This window comes from Microbacterium sp. B19(2022) (assembly GCF_012030385.1).
In the GTDB taxonomy this organism is placed as follows: Bacteria; Actinomycetota; Actinomycetes; order Actinomycetales; family Microbacteriaceae; genus Microbacterium; species Microbacterium oxydans_B.
In genome coordinates this window covers 25,106-39,218 of the sequence record NZ_JAAUVO010000022.1, presented here as the reverse complement: position 1 = coordinate 39,218, position 14,113 = coordinate 25,106, and the positions used below count along the sequence as shown (strand labels likewise).

General features: G+C 65.5%; 16 protein-coding genes and 1 tRNA gene. 6 read left to right on the top strand and 11 right to left on the bottom strand.

All coding sequences use genetic code 11. The features are described from left to right. The first annotated feature begins 56 nt into the window (after positions 1 to 56). Genes HCX50_RS17085 through HCX50_RS20280 form a run of 3 tightly spaced genes read left to right on the top strand, consistent with a single transcriptional unit; the run spans position 57 to position 3,967 of the window. Positions 57 to 1,880, top strand: coding sequence for an ATP-binding protein (locus HCX50_RS17085; protein WP_167635143.1), 1,824 nt, complete (start codon positions 57 to 59; stop codon positions 1,878 to 1,880). Between the two features lies 1 nt (position 1,881). Further along, on the top strand, positions 1,882 to 3,774 hold the full coding sequence (locus HCX50_RS17080) for a Druantia anti-phage system protein DruA (protein WP_167635142.1): 1,893 nt from the start codon (positions 1,882 to 1,884) through the stop codon (positions 3,772 to 3,774). Further along, positions 3,734 to 3,967, top strand: coding sequence for an HNH endonuclease (locus tag HCX50_RS20280; RefSeq protein ID WP_443189885.1), 234 nt, complete (start codon positions 3,734 to 3,736; stop codon positions 3,965 to 3,967). Before HCX50_RS17080 ends, HCX50_RS20280 begins: the two co-directional genes overlap by 41 nt. Here the strand turns inward: HCX50_RS20280 and HCX50_RS20275 are convergent. From HCX50_RS20275 to HCX50_RS17030, 11 genes are all read right to left on the bottom strand, one after another. Further along, positions 3,958 to 4,416: an XF1762 family protein gene (locus HCX50_RS20275; protein ID WP_443189884.1), complete on the bottom strand. Its 459-nt coding sequence runs from the start codon at positions 4,414 to 4,416 to the stop codon at positions 3,958 to 3,960. The genes HCX50_RS20280 and HCX50_RS20275 overlap by 10 nt on opposite strands. Further along, on the bottom strand, positions 4,416 to 5,072 hold the full coding sequence (locus HCX50_RS17070) for a recombinase family protein (RefSeq protein WP_167635140.1): 657 nt from the start codon (positions 5,070 to 5,072) through the stop codon (positions 4,416 to 4,418). The genes HCX50_RS20275 and HCX50_RS17070 overlap by 1 nt, the downstream gene beginning before the upstream one ends. After that, on the bottom strand, positions 5,069 to 5,200 hold the full coding sequence (locus tag HCX50_RS20090) for a hypothetical protein (protein ID WP_272953126.1): 132 nt from the start codon (positions 5,198 to 5,200) through the stop codon (positions 5,069 to 5,071). Before HCX50_RS20090 ends, HCX50_RS17070 begins: the two co-directional genes overlap by 4 nt. A 318-nt stretch (positions 5,201 to 5,518) precedes the next feature. Beyond that, positions 5,519 to 6,091 (bottom strand): hypothetical protein, encoded by a 573-nt coding sequence (locus HCX50_RS17065; protein ID WP_167635139.1) that lies wholly within the window; start codon positions 6,089 to 6,091, stop codon positions 5,519 to 5,521. Beyond that, positions 6,088 to 6,396, bottom strand: a complete 309-nt coding sequence (locus HCX50_RS20270; RefSeq protein ID WP_167635138.1) for a WhiB family transcriptional regulator — start codon at positions 6,394 to 6,396, stop codon at positions 6,088 to 6,090. Before HCX50_RS20270 ends, HCX50_RS17065 begins: the two co-directional genes overlap by 4 nt. Positions 6,397 to 6,558: 162 nt before the next feature. Further along, complete coding sequence (locus HCX50_RS17055) at positions 6,559 to 8,469, bottom strand: bifunctional DNA primase/polymerase (RefSeq protein WP_167635137.1); 1,911 nt, start codon at positions 8,467 to 8,469, stop codon at positions 6,559 to 6,561. After that, entirely contained in the window at positions 8,466 to 8,864 is a 399-nt protein-coding gene (locus HCX50_RS17050) for a hypothetical protein (protein WP_167635136.1), read from the bottom strand. Before HCX50_RS17050 ends, HCX50_RS17055 begins: the two co-directional genes overlap by 4 nt. Further along, on the bottom strand, positions 8,861 to 9,082 hold the full coding sequence (locus tag HCX50_RS17045) for a hypothetical protein (protein ID WP_167635135.1): 222 nt from the start codon (positions 9,080 to 9,082) through the stop codon (positions 8,861 to 8,863). Before HCX50_RS17045 ends, HCX50_RS17050 begins: the two co-directional genes overlap by 4 nt. A gap of 711 nt (positions 9,083 to 9,793) precedes the next feature. Further along, on the bottom strand, positions 9,794 to 10,678 hold the full coding sequence (locus tag HCX50_RS20225) for a type II secretion system F family protein (RefSeq protein WP_167635134.1): 885 nt from the start codon (positions 10,676 to 10,678) through the stop codon (positions 9,794 to 9,796). Continuing rightward, the gene (locus HCX50_RS17035) at positions 10,675 to 11,532 is read right to left on the bottom strand and encodes a type II secretion system F family protein (protein ID WP_091030320.1); all 858 of its coding nucleotides are present in this window, start codon (positions 11,530 to 11,532) and stop codon (positions 10,675 to 10,677) included. The genes HCX50_RS20225 and HCX50_RS17035 overlap by 4 nt, the downstream gene beginning before the upstream one ends. After that, positions 11,529 to 12,671 carry a CpaF family protein gene (locus HCX50_RS17030; protein WP_337750028.1) on the bottom strand — a complete coding sequence of 381 codons (1,143 nt, stop codon included), beginning with the start codon at positions 12,669 to 12,671 and terminating at the stop codon, positions 11,529 to 11,531. The genes HCX50_RS17035 and HCX50_RS17030 overlap by 4 nt, the downstream gene beginning before the upstream one ends. Before the next feature lie 189 nt (positions 12,672 to 12,860). On the opposite strand from HCX50_RS17030, the gene HCX50_RS17025 reads away from it, so the two are divergent. The 3 genes from HCX50_RS17025 (at position 12,861) to HCX50_RS17015 (ending at position 14,104) form a co-directional block, all read left to right on the top strand. Beyond that, positions 12,861 to 13,076 carry a hypothetical protein gene (locus tag HCX50_RS17025; protein WP_140403302.1) on the top strand — a complete coding sequence of 72 codons (216 nt, stop codon included), beginning with the start codon at positions 12,861 to 12,863 and terminating at the stop codon, positions 13,074 to 13,076. An 85-nt stretch (positions 13,077 to 13,161) separates the two neighbouring features. After that, a tRNA-Leu gene (locus tag HCX50_RS17020) sits at positions 13,162 to 13,243 on the top strand. Positions 13,244 to 13,339: 96 nt separating this feature from the next. Beyond that, complete coding sequence (locus HCX50_RS17015) at positions 13,340 to 14,104, top strand: DedA family protein (RefSeq protein ID WP_091030316.1); 765 nt, start codon at positions 13,340 to 13,342, stop codon at positions 14,102 to 14,104. The last annotated feature ends 9 nt before the right edge of the window (positions 14,105 to 14,113 follow it).

The window sequence follows — 14,113 nt, the reverse complement described above, 5'->3', positions numbered from 1 at the left end:
CGGATCAATCGCGGCGCAAACGTCGCCGTGCAAACGAAAAAGTAAGGAGGGCCATCATGGCCGCCATCAAGAACACCGCTCAGGACCACCTCAAGCGCCAGCGCGCCTATGTGAAGGAGCGTCAGCTCGACAGCCAGCGCGAGGCCGCGAAGAATGGCGCGGGCTCTGGACTCGTGGACGAACGCATGCTCGCGCAAACGATGCGTTCTGTTCGCTACGCCGACGAGGCTCACGCTGCAGGCGACATCATCGACAACGCAATCGAGGCGGGTGCGTCTCAGGTGCACATCATCGAGGCGACGGAGGGCAATTCGGTTTCCCAGATCGCGTTCATCGACGACGCGTCCGGCATCGACGAGTCCTTCCTGCCGCACGCAACCAAGTGGGGCGGCTCTTCCAATCAGGGTCAGCGCAACATCTTCGGTCGTTTCGGTTTCGGGCTCCCCAGCGCATCCGTCAACCGCGGCCGCCAGTTCAGCGTCTACTCCCGCACGGAGGACGGCGCCGACTATGCACGAGTCACCGTCGACCTGGACAACCTGCGTTTCGAGGGCAACTCCGCACAACTTCCCGAAGTGGTCCACGAGCCGCTGCCCAAGTGGGTCGCCGACTACATCGCGAAGTCGTTCCGTGGCGGCCCTGAGACTGTTCGCACGGTAGTGGTCTGGTCCAAGCTTGACCGCCTGACCTGGCCAAACAAGCAGCAGTCCACGAACAGCATTCGGCAGCACCTCGGCATCACCTACGCGGGATGGCTTGATGTCTGCAAGCTTTACGTCAACGGCGAGGAAGTCGAGCCGGTGGATGTGCTTTTCACCACTCCTGGGCACCGCTACTACGACATCGAGGGCTACCCGAAGGCCGAGGCCCAGAGCCCCATCGAGTTCGAGGTGGCAGACGAGAACGGCAACCGTCACACAGTGACGGTGCGTTTCTCAGTACTGGGTGTCGATGCGCACAACGCGGAATGGTCGAGCGGAGGCCGCGGACGTCCGGCCAAGATTCGCCAGAAGATCCGCAAGGAGTACAACGGCTTCTTTGTCACGCGTCATGGCCGCTTCATTGAGTTGGCGCGACCGTCGATCCTGAACTGGAGCGTCTATTCGCGCCAGGTGGGCGTGGCGATCGACTTCCCGCCTGAGCTCGATGACCTGTTCGGCGTGACGCCTGACAAGCAGACCATCATCTTCACCGAACGAACGAATCAGCTGCTCGAACAGCACGGCGTCATCCGAGCGTTCAAGAAGCTCGTCAGCGACGTTCAGGCGGAGCGCAAGCGCCGCGACGTGGAGGACGACGCCAAGGCCGAGGAGAGTGCCGGCGAGCGACCTTCGGAGTCGATCATCGCCAAGACACTGGAACGGGACTACCGGCGCACGCGCAAGGCCAGCAAGGAGACGCAGGAGGAAGCACAGAAGAACTTCAAGAAGCGCGTCGAGGACATCTCGAAGGACACGGGTGTGCCCGAAGAGGATGTTGCCGCCGCGCAGGAGAAGGTCGCCCGCGAGAAGCCCTACAAGGTCGAGTTCGTCGAGCAGACACCGGATGATGCTTTCTACACGCCGACGATGGTTGGAACTCAGGTCATCCTCCGAATCAACACTGGGCATCCCTGGTATCGCGAGGTGTATAGCCGGACAGCCACGGATCAGGCCGACCTGCGCGCAGGACTCGAACTGATGCTCTGGATTCTGGCAACGAGTGAGCTCGACTCCCCCACCGAAACCAAGGGCTTCTACCGGGCAGAGCGCCGGGAGTGGTCTCGTAAGCTCGCAGACGCGTTTGAACTCCACCCGGCGATGTTCAACCGTGGCGGCGCGGACTCGCGCGATGAGTACGACCACGACAGCGGCTACGACGAGTCCGACGAGGGCAACTAACGTGACCATCGACCTGCCGGACGAGAGCACTGACCGTCCGGCGGGTCGTCGGCATGCAGCCCACGACCCGCACTATGTCCGCGAACTCCGCAATCGGGTTCTCGATGAATTGTCCACAGTCCGAGGGCGTGTGGATCTTGCTAACGGCGCGCTCGACCCTGTCGCAGCCAAGGAGCAACTGCGACTTGCCCATAGCGGCCAGCGCATCTCTATGCTGCAAGACAACGCCGCCTGGCTCTGGGATCACGAGGCTGGCTTGCTCCGCCAGTTCGCGGATGGCAAGGACATCAATCCCGCTGCTATCGACCCTGTGCTCGTCCCCGTCCGCACGGAACAGGATGCCAACCTATTCAGGTACGCCGCGTTCACTTGGTCCGTGCCGGTCTCCTCGGGTTACGGACGCCGCTCGCGTTTCCTAGTTCGCGACCGCCAAAACGGCAAGCTCATGGCGATATTCGCGCTTGGCGACCCTGTGATTGCGCAGTCAGCCCGAGACGCGATGATCGGGTGGACTACTGAGCAGCGCAACGAGCGTCTGTATAGCGTTTACGACGCGTTCGTGCTTGGCGCAGTCGAGCCATACCGGCAGTTGATCGCCGGGAAGCTTGTAGCCCTGCTCAGCCTCTCCAATGAGACGCGCGAATTCCTTACGCAGAAGTACCGCGGAAACATCACCGAGATCCGGGGCAAGGTCAAGGACCCAACACCGATGCTCATTACGACCTCATCTGCCCTGGGGCGCTCATCCATCTATAACCGGCTCGTCTACCAGGGGCAGACCATGTTCCGTTCGGTGGGCTTCACTCGCGGCTTCGGGCACTTCCAGTTCTCCAACGCGCTGTTCGCGGAACTCCGGGACTTCGCCCTCGAAGGCTTTGAGGATCAGAACACGAAGGTTATGTCCACCAAGTACGGCAGCGGACCGAACTGGCGGTTCCGCGTGATCCGTACCGCATTGAAGGCTCTACAAATCCCCGAAGAGAGCCTGCAACACAACATTCGTCGTGAGGTGTTCCTCGCACCCACCGCATCACGCTGGGACGAGTACCTCCGGGGTGAGACCGACGACTACGAACCATTCGATCTCCCAGCAGCTGACATCGGTACCTTCTGGCGTGAGCGCTGGGCAGTCGGCAGGGCAGAGCGTCGGCCCGAGTTCGCTGACTGGTCGCACCTCGACAATCGCCTCACGGCCGAGTTGGCCCGGCCTCTTGTCAGCAGTGGCCACACGCTCCCGGCGCGCCACGGGCGCGTATCTATGGGACCGTACTCAATCGCGGTCGGAGTCTCCAAGGAGCGCATCCGCGGGCGGACAGCTAATGGAGTTGCAGACGAGGGTGAAGCGATTTTCCACAAGCTCGAGGGCGACGGCCTAGAGCTCACCTTCGCCGACGTGCGCTGGTCCAACGGTGAGCACGAAATGCGCGGCTGGGACCGGCACAGTTCAGGCGCGGAGTACGAAGCCCTGATCGGACGCCTGCGAATCGGAATCCACCCGGCGGAACGGTATCGGGGCATGTCTGTCGCGGAGATTCGGCTCGTGCGTGTCCCCGAAGCTGACCAAGGGGCACAGGTGTACAAGACGACGAACCTGGAGCTAACGACTGTCTTTGGATTCAGTGTGGCTGGCGCTCTCGACAGCCTCACCGAAGCATTGGTGGGGGCACGTTCCGAACTGCTGCAGGACAGCGGGTCGCGTAAGAATCAGCTGGCGGTCGTGTTCGATAACGCGGACCTTGTGACACCAGCCGTGGTGTGGGCACTCACGCGAGGCATAGCCTTCAAGCTTCAGCACGACACGGGTGCCGCGATGCCGAAGGTACCCACCATCGCGACGCGCGCGCCGAAGTTGGATGAGATTCCCGATGGTCACTACTCGGCGTTCGACGTTTGATTTGCATCTTCGCCTCGCCGTCTTCCGACGTGACGGATACAGGTGTGCTCACTGCGCCCAGGAGTGTGTGGTTTTCGACTTGGAAGTAGACCACATCGTCCCGTTCTCGTGGACGGGCGACGACTCCTTCGTCAACCTGCAAACTCTGTGCCGCCCATGCAATCGCCGCAAGGGCAACAGATATCAGGGCTGACGCGGCTCCCAAAGGATCTTGTCCTCAAGCGGGTGCTGGTCGAGCCGCCGACGGCTAGGGGCGGACCAGGATCGCCCACGGACCACATGCACCTGCTGCCAACCAGCTGCGCGGAGGCTGGTGCCGGGTTCAGACAACAGGGTGTACGTGCCTAGGCGCTCATACCCGAGTGCTTTCGCTGCCCGCCAGGCAGCGCCGTACAGCGCCGAGCACGCGTTGGGGCATCCGTCAGTTGCGACCCGCGTGACTTCGACAGTCGTTCCGTCATCCCGGTGTCGCGCGACCGGCCGCCCAATCGTGGCAACGCCGCGCACGCGGCCCTCGCCATCGATGACGGACAGCGAGAACTTGTGTCCGGTGACCGGCTTGTGATGCCGATGCTCTTGATCGATGAAAGCGTTGGCATCACGCAAGCTGATCGTTCGGATGCGCAGCCGTGATTGGCTCATTATCTGGTCGCCGCCCTAGCTTCGATGCGCTTCTGCGCCTTCGCTACGGCGTTGGCCGACCACGGCGCTCCTAATGCGGTGCAAAGACCCTCGACGTTGAGAGCGTGCGCTGTCCCAGCAATGGTGTGCGTGGCTCGCAGCGTCATCAGACGATCACCCGTGCTCGGCGGCAGCGCGGATACTCGCCCCATATGCCTCCCCTGACGCTTGGCAGCTTGCATGGCGGCGGAAGTGCGCTCCCCGATGACCTCGCGCTCCCACTCGGCAACCGACATCATCACGTTGGCCACGAGCTTGCCGGTGGGAGTGCTGGTGTCCACACCGAGGTCAATGGCTACCACAGCCCACTTGCGCGCGTTGGCGAGTTTGAGGATGCCCGAGAAGTCATGCACACTGCGGCTCAGGCGGTCGAGCTTGGCCACCACGATGCCGTCGACGTCGCGGCGCTTCGGTAGCACGTGAAGACGCGTGAGCGCGGCCTGTAGCTGCGGGCGGGCCAGCGACTTAGCCGACAGACCCTCATCGACGTACCAGACCACGTCCCACCCGTGCGCGTCGGCATAGCGCTCGATGGACTCCCGCTGGGCGTCAAGCCCCAGGCCGCTATTCGCTTGCTCCTCGGTGGACACGCGTAGATAGCCGATCATGGTGGTCATCGCTTGCTTTCCTGCGCCGTCTTGAACTCGTCGTCAACGTGGTCCTTGGGTCTTGGCTCGTTGACCGGCCACTCGTCGCGGGCGAGCTGCTGAATGGCGTCATAGTGACGGCGTTGTGCGGCGTTCATGCGGTTATCCCAATCCTTCGAAGCTTTGTTCGAATGCGTGAACTTTAGCCGCAAGGGGACCCTTCAGCAAACACAATGTTCAGTCATGGCGCTTGACGCTTCACATTCTGCTCACCCGTTCCGCACTGTTGGTCGTGTGGCGTGCCGCGCGCCCGTCCGCGAGCGCTTCTGAGCGGCTGCTCGCCGGCCTGGCGCCCGCGCCCTGGCCCCAGGTACGCAGAGAGGCCCCCCAGCGTGTGCCAGGGAGCCTCTGCGGCTGAGGATGCACCCTCAGCGGGGCGGGGCGAAAGGAGTCAAACAACCCCGCCCAGTCATGACTCAGACGTTGGGGTCCGAGAACGTGATGTTGTTGGCCATGTTGTACGCCGCGCCGCTAGTGTTCGCCTCGACGTACGACAGCGCTGTTGCCGCGTCCGCCGTCTGGGGGTGCGCAGCCTGGTACGCCTCGGCCACGGCCTCCCACACGCTGTTCCGGGCGCGGATGCCGATGGCGTGGGCCATGCTGGCGTCACCGTTGGCGATGGCGTCCTGCAGCACCTCCATCGCTTCGCGGTGGTCGATGATCTTGCGCGCACGGTCGGCCGCGTCGCGGCGCAGCAGCACCGAGTCAGCGTCCGCGGGCTGGTTCCCCCGGAACTCCTTCTCGACCTGAGCGCGCAGGTTCTTGACGAAGGCCTCCTGCTCGGCCTTGATTCCATCGAGCTTGGCCCTGGTCTCGATCTTGAGCATGTCGAGCTTGCCGCGCTTGCCCAGGTCGGACATCATCGGGTCATCCTGGATCGACTGGCGGGAGGCGCGGTGCGCCTCCTTCACCTGCGCGGCCTGCTCCTTAAAGCCATTCAGGGCGGCGGGGAGGGCCGACTCGACGGATGCTGCGGTGGTCTTGCTCATGATGGTTCTTCCTTCTGTGTGATGGGTGCTGGGGAAACCGCCCCAGCGTCGGGGGTTGATGTGTGCGGGCAACCCCTGCCGCGTCCAGCCCGGTCGATGCCAGCCCAGAAGCCGGAGTCAACTCGCGAAGCGACGGCGTAGTGGTTGCACAGGTCAGCGATGGGACAGCGCGCACAGATTGATGCACACCCGGCCCGTTGCTCGTCGGTCCGAGAATCGGCGGTAAACAGGTGCAGGCCGCTGCAAGGTGGCGCGTAGTCCTCCAGAGCGGCGTTGAGGTCACCCCAGGCGTCATCAGCACTCATCGCTGTCCTCCTGTGCAGCTAGTGAAATGTCCACACAGTGCGGTGCCTGTTGGGCCGCGCGCGTGGGGACCCGGCCGACTGCACCAACTGGCCCGACTGCACTGATTACGACTGTTGGGCCAGTCGGGCCAGTTGGTTTAGTTGGGTTAGTTAGGCCAGTCATTAGCTCTCCCCCGGCGTTGGCCCAGCAGCGGCACCCCTGGAAACGCTTTCCTCACCCGGCAGGTACCAATACGTCGTACGCGGGAAGCCTTCCGAACGCGTTTCAGCCTTGATGCGGTGCCGAGCACGCTTCAGCGCCGATTCCGAGTGCCCCGCTTTACGGCCCTCCTCCTTGACGCGCGCTGAGCCCACCACGCCGGTCATCGACAGGAAGTCATGCAGCCAGTCAGCTGCTTCCTTCAATGCGGTGCGGTCGGTGTTCTCCGCACCCGAACGCTCCATGACGGCGCTGATCGACTCGCTGACCTCGGCACCCCACACGAGCCGCCCCGTCCAGGCGGTGCCCTCGTCCGTATCGATGGCCGTGGATGCGATAGTGAATGACAGCGTGGGCAGGTTGGTCCGCCCGAGGTTGTTCTTCGGGGTGCCGAACAGCTTGCGCTCTTCTTCCTCGTCGTCCGGGTCGATCACCACCGTGTGGACACTGCGCGCTACTGCGGTGAACGCCTTCGACCCCATGATCAGTTGAAGCGGGTCCGTGCTGCCGGACTTGTTGTGATGGATCAGCCCCAGCACCGACATTCCGACGCGGTCGGCAACGTCAACCATCGGCTCCAGCGCGATACGCACGTCGGAGTCCTTGTGGGTGTCCTGGTCGCCGAGGCGGCTCATCAGGGGGTCCAGCAGTAGTAGGCCCGCATCGACCTGCGCGGCTGCCTGTTCCAGCAGCTTCAGGTCTTTGATGACGTTCATGCCGACGTAGACCTCATCGGCGCTGCGCACCGCGACCCGGAACACCTTGTCAAGGTCAGCCTTCGCCGCGATGAGCCGGGGCACGATGGTGTGCGCCCACGAGTCCTCGGTGGCAGCGATCAGCACCGCGCGCGGCTTGCCGAACGACTCACCCGGCAGCCTGCCCCGCGTGATCTGCGCGACCAGCCAGTACGCGAGCGTCGACTTGCCGATGCCCTCCCGGCCTGCCAGCAGTGCCAGCGTGCCGATAGCGATGCGGCCCTCCCATAGCCACCTGACGGGGCGCGGCTTGATAGCCGATGCGGGGGTGAGCTGAAGCGTGCGCGAACCGTCGTGCGCGTCGATCGGTGCTGTCGGCTTCTGTCCGTCGGCCTCTACCCGCGTGATTGCCTTGGCCCACGCGCGGTCGAACGCGATCAGGTACTTCGGGTCGGGGTAGTCACTTGTGTACCGCGCCCGCGCAGCCTCATACGCTTGCCGGCGACCGCTGCCCCACATCAACCCCGACACGAGCGGGGTGATCCGCCTGAGCAGGTCGCCGTTGTCCACACCGCCCTCGGGGAAGATAGTCGCCATGCGGCGCGCCTTGGCAGCCCGCGCCTTCTGCTTCGGGTCGGGCGCGCTGCCCTCCGCGTCGAGCCACGCCTCCAGGTCGGCCGTGTCGTAGTCCCAGCCGTCTTTCTTATGGACCAACGCCCACTCTGGAGCCGGTGCCAGCCGGGGCTTAGTTGTCAGCTTCGGCCCTACGTACGCGACCATCCCGATACCGCTGCGGATATCGACTCCCGGCATGCCGTTGAGATCGCGGTCGATGGTTAGCTGTTCCCCTGCCGGTGCCCGGAAGATGTGGTGCTCGCCGTTGCCGCTCCGGCTGGTGTAGTTGAACGTGCGCGGGAGGGTGAGGCCCGCAGCCCTCAGGCTCGCGAAGCCGTCCTTGCCATGTTTGCGGTCGAGGTCCACAGCCACGATGCCGCTCCGCCCGCAGTGGATGCCGATGCGCTGCCGGGAGTCGCTGGCCCACCACGCGCGGATCTGCTTCTGGGATCGTGACGCGCCCCTGTCCCAGCTGAACCCCTTCAGGAAATTGCCATTTGAGGTCAGTGGGAACACGTAGAAGCCCGCTCGGGCGAGGCTGAGCGCGATGTCGAGATTGCTCACCACGGGGTCACCCCCATCCGCAGCCGCAACTCGCGGGGGTCGGTCGGGAGCCAGTAGAACACCCCGTGGCACTCGTGGTCGTTCAGGTACCCGTTGATGTCGAGCAGGCACCAGTCGTGGTCACGGTTGTAGAGCGACTGCAGCCCCCATGCGAGGTCGCCACGGGAGTAGAACCCCTTCAGCTCCCACAAGGGCGACTCACCCCACTCGCCATGAACGTGGATGTACCCCCACGGCGGGGCGGCGACCGGGGCGACGCCAGCGTGTTCAGCGAACGGGCGGAGCCACTCGACGTTCGGCCCCAAGCGCAGCACGACCATCGCCTCGGAACGTGACAGCCTCGGCTTACTGGGGTAGTCAGCCTCGGTGAACGGGGCGACTGCCAGGGCGCTCATTTCGCACCGCCTGACGTGCGCAGCAGAGCAGTCAGCCGGTGAATCTGCTGATTGGTGAGCGGTGGAGCGACAGCGAGGTTGCGCTCGATGTAGGCGGCGATCTTGGCTTCGGCCAGGTCCCGGCGTCCCTTGGCTTCCCTCTGGGTGTCACCAGTGCGCACGCCGACCATGACGTCGGACAGCGCCTTGGCCTGTGTTGGAGAATTGGAGCTAGACAACGGAAAACTCCCCACGGAGTCAGGTCAGCTCTTGGCTGACTAACTGACTCCCGGTGAGGAGTTGGAATGTGACCTTGCTTTTGTATGCCGCCGATCACCAGCGGTTATTCAGTTGTGTGTGTCGAGCCTACAAGACGAGTTCGCCCGTGGCCTGTGCCCGCTGAAGGCGGGCCTGCAAGTCCTCGTCGCGGGGCTGCTCATCGCGGCCACACGCACACTTGAAGCGCGGCGTGGGGTAGCCGGTTAGCGCGCCATCCGTGCCTGCCTGGATGAACCAGTCACGGTCTGACCCGAACTGATCAACCCGCTCCCACACAGCGTCGGACTCAGACCAGTGGTACTGAGCGACGATGCGCGAAGGGTGGCTCCCGTGGCGCTTGGTGCCCCGACAGACCACCTTGATAGTGGATTGCATGTTTGCTATTATGCCCCGCCCCCTGGCCGATACCCCTATTCGTTCTCTGCGGCGTGTTTGGCTCTGAGGCGTGTGAGGCTGCCGGGAGTAGGGGGTAAGGGCCGAGCGGGGCCATTAGACCGCTCAGAGCGCGCTCAGAGCCGCTCGCTAGGACCACCGCTACTGTCACCCCGGCACCGCCAGCAGTCACACGTCCACATAGACGTGGCACGGCTGGCAGAACCACCACGCCGCCCGCGGTTGCATAGGCTCTAGGCATTCAGGACAGCTCGGTGTGGCCAGGTCGCGGTCGTTCATCAGTAGCACCTTTTCACAATTGTCTGCGGCAGCAGCATCAGGATCTCCTTGCGTCCCGCCTGCTCGATCAGCGTGCGTTTCGCGTCTTCCCGCGCGTCTCCTGCCTGCGCATGCAACACCGCGGCGAGTGGCGCACCGTGCTCGAGGGCGGCGATCACCTGATCGACGGCGCGCGACAGCGCGGCCAGGTCGAGGCGTCTCGCCATCTCGGTCAGTGCATCGGACAGCGGCGACCCGGTGCCGACCGCGAGCACGACCCTGCGGAGCTCACCGGTCAGCTCGCCGGAGCCGACAGCGGCCACACGGCGCAGGGCATCGAGGAAGCCCTCGCCGGCCGAAAGGCACAGGGCCAGGAACTCCAGAGTCGTCGGAAGCTCATCGGTGAGGCGGGCACGGCGCGCTTTGGCCCGCGCCGACAGCTGCAGGTCGTACGCGGCCGCGGCGGCCGCGCCGCACAGCAATGGCATGACACCCGTGGGGACGGACAGTCGTCCGGTGAGGGCGAGCACGATCAAGACGACGGCGCCCGCACCGATGCCGGCGAGCGCCCAGCCCAACTGCCTACCGCGAAACGTCGCCGGCTCCATCGAAACACCGGCCTGGGAGAGCCGCTGCCGAAGTGACTCTCCGCCTCCGAGCATGCGCTCGAAGGCTTCCCGCAGCCCGCCCCACAACGTTCGGGCGCTCGCGGGCAGGGTGCCCGCGAGCGGGAGGACCCCCCGCGGAAGGTCCTCATCCGGAACCACGTCTCGAACGTAGGGACCGATCCGCACGGTCAGTGAAGCGGCCCTCCAGCGCGGGAGGCCGGAGAGGATGCTCAGTACCCCGGCGGCGAAGCCCCCACCGACGAGCACGGCACAGGCGAGCGCAGAGAACCCGCTCACCCGAACCACCGCCGAGGTTCCGGGAGCCGCCCGATCCGGACCATGATCTGGAAGGCGATGATCGAGACCCCCGCACCGACGCAGATCACGATCACGCCTTCGGGTGTGCCATACGCCGAGGCGCCTTCCGGTCGCATGACCAGCAGCGCGAGGATGACCCACGGTGCGATCGCGCCGAGCACGGCCGCGCCGCGAATCCACGACTGCCGCGCCTCGACCTCTCCCCGCAGGGCGGCATCCGCCCGCACGGACGCGGAGAGCGCGCGGAGCACCCCGACCAGCTCGGTGCCGCCGACCTGACGCGCCATCCGCAGGGTCTCGACGATGCGATCGCCGATCGGGTCCGCCAACGACGACTTCAGCCGATCGAGGCTCGTCTCGAATCGACCGCTCGCTTGCAGGTCTCTGGCGAACACGCCGAACGCAGGCCGCAGCATCGTGGGTGCGGACTCGGCCAGGCTCGCCACGGCATCGGGGAGGGAGAGTCCGACGCGGATCGACGCGATCAGAAGGTCGCACACATCGGGCCAGAGCTGCCGACGCAGGCGTCGCAGGCGCAGCCGCCTTCCCCGCAGGAACATGATCGGTGCCGTGGCTCCTGCTGACGCGGCGAGCAGCACCAGCACGGGGAGCCCCGTCAGCAGCCATACCGTGGAGGCGGCGATGAGCCCGGCGGCGACGATCACGGCGATGAGCGCTCGTGCCGAGAGACTGTCGAACCCGGCCTCGGCGTTCAGCCGGATCAGGCGCGACCTGGGGGCCGTCGGGATCGCGTCCGGCCTCGGCGGCCACAGCCACGGCGACGCGCACAGGAGCACTCCGGCCGCGAGAACGGCCCCGAGGAGGAACGTCACGACGCGACCTCGGCGTGATAGATCCGGGTGGTGAGGATGCGTCCGTCTTCGACGGCGCCCGTGGGGGCGACGATCTCCTGCACGCGCCGCTCCCCCGCGCGGTCGCGCACGCAGTGCACCACGAGGTCGACCGAGCCCGCGAGCGCGGGTGCGATGAATCCGCGATCGATGTTGCGGCCGGCCAGCAACGGCAGGATGCTCAGCTTCTCGAGCGCCTCCGTGGCGGAGTTCGCGTGCACGGTACAGGCGCCGGGAACGCCGGTGTTGAGTGCGAGCACCAGATCGAGAGCCTCGGCATCGCGCACCTCGCCGACGACCAACCGATCGGGTCGCATGCGCAATGCCTCCTTGACCAGGCGGCGCAGGGTGATCTCGCCGGTGCCCTCCAGGCTGGCCTGACGCCCCTGGAGCGCGACGAGGTCGGGACCGTCGACAGCCAGCTCGAACGTCTCCTCGACCGTCACGATGCGCTGCGACCCGGCGCACGAGTCCAGCAGCGCCCCGAGGACGGTCGTCTTGCCGGCATGCGTCGCTCCGGAGACGATCACACTGCGACCGTCGTGCATCGCGCCCCTCAAGGTCTCCGCGATGGTGGCGGGCATCATGCCCTGAAGCGTCAACGCCTCGAGCGACCGGTACTTCGGCAGGAACTTGCGGATGTTGACAGCCCACGAACCGCGCACGACATCGGCGATGGCAACGTGCAGACGCGAGCCGTCCGGCAGCGACGCGTCGACGAACGGCTGGCTGATGTCGACGCGCCGTCCGGTCGACTGCAGCATCCGCTCGACGAGGTCACGCACCGCGATCTCACCGAGGCGCAACGGAGTTCGTTCGGCCACGCCTTCGCGAGCCACGTGCACATGCCCGGTGCCGTTCAGCCAGATCTCCTCGACTTCAGGATCGTCCAGCAGGGGCTGCAGCGCCCCGAATCCACTGAGGGATGCCAGCACCTCGCGGACGCAGGCCGCCTCATCCTCGATCAGGGCCTCTCCACGCGCCAGGGCATGGTCGTCATGACGACGTACCTCCGCGTGAGTGATCCGCCAGGCCGAGTCCGGATCGACGGTGGGGTCGACCCCCTCGGACCGGAGACGCATCCGCACGCGTTCGGCGACGAGGGCGGAAGGATGACTCACCCCGGCATCCTCGCAACAATCCGCCAGGCGGGTCCGAAGTTATCCACAGCCGTCGTGCGGACCGGCGCGAGGGCCGCCTCACCGCGACCCCCACCACATCCGTCACCGCTGCGCAAGGGAGCAGACGCCGTGGCCGCACCCTGCTGAACTCGCTGGTACAAGCCGTGATCTCAGCGAAAGGACACCGACATGACCGACACCACCCCGTCCCCGTCTAACCCCGACGAGCCCTCTCCGCTCTTCCCCGATGAGCCGCTCGCCCCGAACCCGGAAGAGCCACTGGCCCCGAACCCGCAAGAGCCGCTGGCGCCGAACCCCCAGGAGCCTCTGGCCCCCAACCCCGAAGAACCTCTCGCGCCGAACCCGTCGGAGCCCGGCATCCCGCCCTCGACCCCTCAAGCGTGACGCGCGGCCCGTCGGTAGGCGGGGGCGAACTGCGGGCTGATCCCCAGACACGCCGTTTCAGCGGTCACTAGACTGATTCCACCGCGCGGGAGTGGTGGAATTGGCAGACACGCAGGATTTAGGTTCCTGTGCCCCAGGGCGTGTGGGTTCAAGTCCCACCTTCCGCACGAGAGACGACGGCAGCCATCTCAGGCCGCCACGACATCGCTCTGTTCTACCGCCGACCAATCACGACCGACGGGACTCCCCCAGTGCTCGAAACCATGCTGCACGCGCCGACCGCCCTCATCCCCTGGCTCGACCCCCAGACGATCATCGGCGCGGCCGGGCCGTGGGCACTTCTCGTCGTGTGCTTCATCATCTTCGCCGAGACGGGTCTGCTGGTCGGGTTCCTGCTTCCCGGCGACACGCTGCTCATCATCGCGGGCCTGCTCACGCACACCAGCAACGTGTTCGGCGTGAACATCTGGGTCGTCTCGCTCCTGATCGCCCTCTCGGCGTTCATCGGCGGCGAAGTCGGCTATCTGATCGGCCACAAGGGCGGCCCAGCGATCTTCGAGCGCAAGGAGTCGGGCCTCTTCAGTAAGAAGAACGTCGAGCGCACGAACGCGTTCTTCGAGCGCTTCGGCGGTCTCACGGTCATCCTGGCGCGCTTCGTCCCGATCGTGCGCACCTTCGCCCCGGTCGCAGCGGGCGTCGGACACATGCCGTGGCGTCGATACTCGCTGTACAACTTCATCGGCGCCATGATCTGGGGCTTCGGCCTCACGATGGTCGGCTACCTGATCGCGTACATCCCGTGGGTGCGCAATCTCGTCGTCGAGTACATTGACGTGATCCTGCTGATCGCGGTCGGCGGCACCGCGCTGGTGACCCTCTGGCACTACTTCTCAGAGCGCCACAAGGCGAAGAAGGCCGCGGCCGCCGGTGAAGACGTCGTGACCGATGCCGAAGAGGCGCAGGAACTCGTTCTCGACGCCGACGTGTTCGACCGCGCGCCCGACCTGGACGGCGACGGCAAGCACTGAGAACCCGGC